Below are 5,315 nucleotides of genomic sequence, written 5' to 3'. Positions count from 1 at the left end.
GGTTAGGGGTGGGGGATCAGGTCGCCCAGGGCGGCGGCGCTCAGGTCGTCGCGGATGAGGGCGGCGTCGCCCTCGATGACCAGGGTCAGCGCGTCCGGGTGCAGGTGGGTGGCCGCGGCGGCGGAGACCTGGTCCACGTCAGCGGCGAGCAACTCCTCGCGCAGCCGGGCGTGGTAGTCGTCCGGCAGGTCGTGCACCACCAGCGTGGTCAGTGCGGAGGCGATCGCCCGGGGGCTCTGCAACTCGACCGAGAGCTGCCCGGCCCGCCAGGAACGGGCCACCGCCAGCTCGTCCTCGGTCACCCCGCCCACCTGGGTACGGGTGATTTCCCCCACCGCCTCGACCAGGGCCGGCGCGGTTACTGCGGTCTGCACACCGGAGCTGACCGCGAACCGGCCGAACCGGCGGGACGAGGCGAAGTCACCCCGGATGCCGTACGTGTAGCCGCGCACCTCGCGGATCAGGTGGTTGAGCCGGGAGGTGAACGCCCCGCCGAGCACGGTGCCGGCGAGCGTCATCGGCACGTTGTCGGGATGCGCCCGGTGCGGCGACGGGTGGCCCAGTCGCAGCGTGGACTGCACCGAGCCCGGCCGGTCCACCAGGATGATCCGCCGTCCGGTACGCACCGGCACCTCGATCGGGCCACCCCGGTCGGCCGGGCCCCCACCGGTGCCGGCGAACACCGCGGCGGCCAGCGCGTCCAGGTCGATCCGGTCCAGGTCACCGGCGACGACCAGGGTGCCCGGCCGCAGGAACCACTCGGAGTGGAAGACGGTCACGTCCTCCACGTCCAGCCCGGCCACCGACTCCGGGTCGCCGTACATCGGGCGTCCCCAGCGGTTCTCCGCGCCGAACAGGTCGGCGCGCAACGCCGCGTCGGCGCGCGGGCCCGGGTTGGCCCAGTCCATCCGCAGCGCATTGGCCTCGTCGTCGCGGACCCGCCGGACGTCGGCCGGGTCCAGTCGGGGCGTCCGGACGGCCTCGGCGAGCAACTGCACCGCAGCGGTCAACCGGTCGACCGGCACCTGGACGCTGACCTGGAAGGAGTCCCAGTCCAGCCCGGTCACCAGCTCGGTGCCGAGCGCCTCGATGGCCAGCGCGTACGCGGTCGCGTCCCGCTGAGCGGTGCCCTCCTCCAACGCCTTGGCAAGCACCCCACCCAGCCCCTCCTTGCCGGTCGGCTCCCGGCCGGCGCCGGCGTCGAGCAGCAGCAACGCGACGGCGAGGTTCTGCCCGGGCAGGTGGGCGGCGACCACCTGCCCACCGCCCACGGCGCGGCGGACCACCGGCGGGAACCGGTACGGGCGGGCGGCGCCCGGGCCGGGACGGTCGGTGATCAGCGTCATCGGGTCTCCTCGGGCAGGTAGGTCAGGGTCACCCGGTCGGCCGCGCCGAGCACGTCGGTGGCGGTCTCGGCGATCTGCTCGGCGGTCACCGCGAGCCAGGCCGGCAGGCGCTCGGCGGCCTTCGCCGGGTCACCGAACTGGGTGGCGTACCGGCCGAGCGTGTCCGCACGGCCGTCCACAGTCGACATCTGACGCCACCACGCGGTGCTCAGCAACGCCTTGGCGCGGTCCAGCTCCGCCGCGGTCACCGGCACGGTGGCCAACTCGTCGACGACCTCGGCCAGCCCCTCGGCCAGCCGCTCGGCGCTCACGCCGGGGCGGGCGGTGGCGGTGGCGATCAGCGGCGCCGGGGCGTGCGCCAGGTCCACCCCGTACGCGCCGACCAGGTCCGGCTGGGCGATCCGCTCACCGTCGGCGAGGCGCTGGTAGAGCCGGCTGCCCCGGCCACTGCCGAGCACGGTGGCGAGCACGGTGAGGACGTCGTACCCCGGGCTGCCGAACGGGTAGCCGCGGTGCGCGACGTACACCCGGGGGGCCGGCACGTCGCCGGTCACCTGCTCCACGGCCGGCCGGCCGGTCGCCGGGACGCTCCGGCCGTCCGGGGCGGGCGGGATGTCCTCGCGCGCGGGCAGCGCGCCGAAGTACTTGTCGGCCAGCGCGAACACCTCGGGGGCCGCGGCGTCGCCGACCACGGTGAGCACGGCGTTGTTCGGCGCGTAGTACGTCTGGTGGAACGCCTGGAAGGTGGCGAGGTCGGCGGCGTTGAGGTCGGCCATCGAGCCGATCGTCGCGTGGTGGTACGGGTGACCCGGCGGGTAGAGCAGCGGCAGCAGCCGCAGCCAGGCGTCGCCGTACGGGACGTTCTCGTAGCGCTGCCGGCGCTCGTTCTTCACCACGTCGCGCTGGTTGTCCAGGGTCTCCTGGGTGAGCGCGGGGACCAGGCCGCCCATCCGGTCGGCTTCCAGCCAGAGCGCCAGCTCCAGGTGTTCGGCCGGGACCGTCTCGAAGTAGTTGGTCCGGTCCGGGTTGGTGGTTGCGTTGAGCGAACCGCCGGAGCCCTGGATCAGCTTCATGTGCTCGGTCTTCGCCACGTTCACCGAGCCCTCGAACATCAGGTGCTCGAAGAGGTGGGCGAAGCCGGTCTGCCCGGCCGGCTCGTGCCGGGAGCCGACGTCGTACCAGAGGTTGACGGCCACCGCCGGGGCGGTGCGGTCCTCGCTCACCACCACGCGCAGGCCGTTGTCCAGTCGGGACGTCTCGATGGGCCAGGGGTAACCGCTGTCGGGCATGACACGACGCTATCCGATCTCGCGGGCGGAAAGGTGACGTGCGGTCGGTCGGCGAGCCGACCCACCGGCATCGAGCCGGCCGTTCGGGGTACCGGTGGGGCATGCCCGCGCCGCCCCACACCCCGCCCGCGTCCCGCACCGCCGGCCGGGCCGCCACCGCCGTCGTACGCGCCTCCGCCGCACTGACCCGGCTGCGCCGCGGCCGGCTGCTGCACCCGACCGGCCGCTCGTTCTCCGGCGAGGTGATGATCTGGGGTACGCCGGGCCCGCCCACCGGTGTGGGCCTGCTCGACGACCCCGGCCGGTACCGGGCCACCGTCCGTTTCTCCAAGGGGGTGCCCACCGCCGGCGGCTGGCCCGACGTGCTGGGCCTGGCGGTACGCGTGCACTGCGGGCGCCGCCCGTTCGACCTGCTGGTCAGCTCCAGCGGCGCGGCACCGCTGCTGCGGAACCTGCCGCTGCCCCGACGCCGCTTCGCCGGGACGTACAGCACGATCATGTGCTACCGGGCGGGTCGACGCCGGCTCTGGCTGGCCGCGTTGGCCGACCCCGACTCGGTCGACCTCGGCCGGAGCCTGGCCGCGGTGGCCGCCGCGACCCGCGCGGACGCGCCGCGCCTGGTGCTCGCGGTCGCGTCCGCCGTGGGGCCGTGGCGGCCGGTCGGGCAGGTCAGCATCGGCGCCCAGCTCAGCGCTCGGGACGACGCCGCGCTCGCCTTCGACCCGGTGCGCAACCTGCCACCGGGGCTACGGGCGGCCGGCCCGCTGATCTGGCTGCGGGACCAGACCTACCGGGGTTCGCGCCGGGGGCGCGGAGCAACCGTTCAGTCCGGTGGCTCGGACGCGACCACGGTCTGATCCGAGGTGCGGTGCTCCAGCACCGTGTCCGGGGCCGCGTTCTGGTCCTCCTCACGGATGTCGGACTCGGTGAGGATGGCGTCGGCCTGCGCCTCCGGGTCGTCGCTGCCCACCGCCGCCTCCTCGGGCAGGAGGTGCGCGCGGGACTCCACCCGGTCCTGATCGCTCTGCTCGTCAGTCATGGCACCCCTGTTACCCCGACCCCGGCCCCGGCACGCGGCGTTCCGCCGCTTGGTTGTGCGGGCCCCGCCGCCCGTCGGGTACGCTGGCCCGGTGACGCGTTCGTATCGATGGTTTAGGCAGCCGGCTCGCACGCCGGTGACTTCACCATGATCTGACGTCACCACGGACCGAGCCGGCTGGGCAGGAGCTGTCGTTCCTGCCCTTTTGCGTACGAGCAGCCGGCTCGTCCCGGGCACCGGCCCCGGGCACGGTCGGCGGAAGGATGCCCACCGTGACGACCCCGGAGACCGACCGGGTCAGCGATCAGCGGATCGACCGTGTCGTGCCGCTGACCACGCCCGCGCTGCTGCACCACGAGTTGCCCCTGGACGCCCCGCTCGCCTCGGCCGTGCTGACCGGCCGACGCGCGGTGGGTCGGGTGCTGGACCGCGAGGACGACCGCCTGCTGGTGGTGGTCGGCCCCTGCTCGGTGCACGACCCGGCCGCCGCCCTCGAGTACGCGCACCGGCTGCGTACCGCCGCCGACCGGCTCGCCGACGACCTGCTGATCGTCATGCGGGTCTACTTCGAGAAGCCGCGCTCCACGGTGGGCTGGAAGGGCCTGATCAACGACCCGGGGCTGGACGGCAGCGGGGACGTCAACACCGGCCTGCGGCGGGCCCGGGCGCTGCTGCTCGACGTGCTGCGGCTCGGACTGCCGGTGGGCTGCGAGTTCCTCGACCCGATCACGCCGCAGTACATCGCGGACACGGTGGCCTGGGGCGCGATCGGCGCCCGCACGGTGGAGAGCCAGGTGCACCGGCAGCTCGCTTCCGGCCTGTCCATGCCGATCGGCATGAAGAACCGTCCCGACGGCAGCATCGGCACCGCCGTGGACGCGATCCGCGCCGCCGGCGTCCCGCACGTCTTCCCCGGCATCGACTTCTCCGGCACCCCGGCGATCATGCACACCCGGGGCAACACCGACGGGCACCTGGTGCTACGCGGCGGGGGCGGCCGGCCCAACTACGACGCGGAGTCGGTGGCCGGGGCGCTTGAACTGCTCCGTGCGGCCGGGCTGCCAGAGCGCCTGGTGATCGACGCCAGCCACGCCAACAGCGGCAAGGACCACCGCAACCAGCCGCTGGTGGCCGCGGACGTGGCCGCCCAGTTGGCCGCCGGCCAGCGCGGGATCACCGGTGTGATGCTGGAGTCGTTCCTGCTGTCCGGCCGGCAGGACCTCGACCCCACCCGGGAGCTGGTGTACGGCCGCTCGGTCACCGACGCCTGCCTCGGCTGGGACGACACCGCGGAGGTGCTGGACCACCTGGCCACCGCCGTCCGGGCCCGTCGGGCCACCCTGCCCACCCTCGCCTGATGCGCGGGCGGGTTTGTGACGGTGGACACGGCGGCGGCCGGAACAGCATCGGGGGTCGGCCCGTTGACTGAGGTGTCGGTGTGCCCAGTGTCCCCGGGCCTCACCTAAATAGCCTTCGCGGAATACCGTCCGGCTGGAGCCGCGTAGCGCCACTCGCCGAGAGGCGACCTGCACACCGACACCAGTGCCGCCCCCGGCCCACCCGGCCGGGGGCGGCACTGTCTGTGCCTTCCCGAACCTCCGCCGCCCCGGAACGGCCGAGACAGCCGGGGACGGGCTGGGC

The 5,315-nt window shown here is 74.2% G+C and carries 5 protein-coding genes; 2 read left to right on the top strand and 3 right to left on the bottom strand.

Features of this window, described 5'->3' with window-relative positions:
* Positions 1-2 precede the first annotated feature (2 nt).
* Positions 3-1,346 carry a pitrilysin family protein gene (locus EAD89_RS10895; RefSeq protein WP_121656637.1) on the bottom strand — a complete coding sequence of 448 codons (1,344 nt, stop codon included), beginning with the start codon at positions 1,344-1,346 and terminating at the stop codon, positions 3-5.
* On the bottom strand, positions 1,343-2,635 hold the full coding sequence (locus EAD89_RS10890; RefSeq protein ID WP_121675609.1) for a pitrilysin family protein: 1,293 nt from the start codon (positions 2,633-2,635) through the stop codon (positions 1,343-1,345). The genes EAD89_RS10895 and EAD89_RS10890 overlap by 4 nt, the downstream gene beginning before the upstream one ends.
* 101 nt (positions 2,636-2,736) lie before the next feature.
* On the opposite strand from EAD89_RS10890, the gene EAD89_RS10885 reads away from it, so the two are divergent.
* On the top strand, positions 2,737-3,492 hold the full coding sequence (locus EAD89_RS10885) for a phosphodiesterase (RefSeq protein WP_121675608.1): 756 nt from the start codon (positions 2,737-2,739) through the stop codon (positions 3,490-3,492).
* On the opposite strand, the gene EAD89_RS10880 is transcribed toward EAD89_RS10885, so the two are convergent.
* Positions 3,459-3,674 (bottom strand): hypothetical protein, encoded by a 216-nt coding sequence (locus EAD89_RS10880; protein ID WP_089019304.1) that lies wholly within the window; start codon positions 3,672-3,674, stop codon positions 3,459-3,461. The genes EAD89_RS10885 and EAD89_RS10880 overlap by 34 nt on opposite strands.
* 263 nt (positions 3,675-3,937) lie before the next feature.
* On the opposite strand from EAD89_RS10880, the gene EAD89_RS10875 reads away from it, so the two are divergent.
* Positions 3,938-5,032, top strand: a complete 1,095-nt coding sequence (locus tag EAD89_RS10875; RefSeq protein ID WP_121656639.1) for a 3-deoxy-7-phosphoheptulonate synthase — start codon at positions 3,938-3,940, stop codon at positions 5,030-5,032.
* Positions 5,033-5,315: the final 283 nt, after the last annotated feature.

The sequence above is a fragment of the Micromonospora sp. BL4 genome (assembly GCF_003667505.1).
In the GTDB taxonomy this organism is placed as follows: domain Bacteria; phylum Actinomycetota; class Actinomycetes; order Mycobacteriales; family Micromonosporaceae; genus Micromonospora.
This window is presented reverse-complemented; position numbering and strand designations above follow the sequence as displayed.

What these genes read in the sequence shown, in the direction of transcription:
- EAD89_RS10895 (WP_121656637.1), bottom strand. Translation starts at nt 1,346, where the DNA reads ATGACGCTGATCACCGACCGTCCCGGCCCGGGCGCCGCCCGCCCGTAC.
- EAD89_RS10890 (WP_121675609.1), bottom strand. Translation starts at nt 2,635, where the DNA reads ATGCCCGACAGCGGTTACCCCTGGCCCATCGAGACGTCCCGACTGGAC.
- EAD89_RS10885 (WP_121675608.1), top strand. Translation starts at nt 2,737, where the DNA reads ATGCCCGCGCCGCCCCACACCCCGCCCGCGTCCCGCACCGCCGGCCGG.
- EAD89_RS10880 (WP_089019304.1), bottom strand. Translation starts at nt 3,674, where the DNA reads ATGACTGACGAGCAGAGCGATCAGGACCGGGTGGAGTCCCGCGCGCAC.
- EAD89_RS10875 (WP_121656639.1), top strand. Translation starts at nt 3,938, where the DNA reads ATGCCCACCGTGACGACCCCGGAGACCGACCGGGTCAGCGATCAGCGG.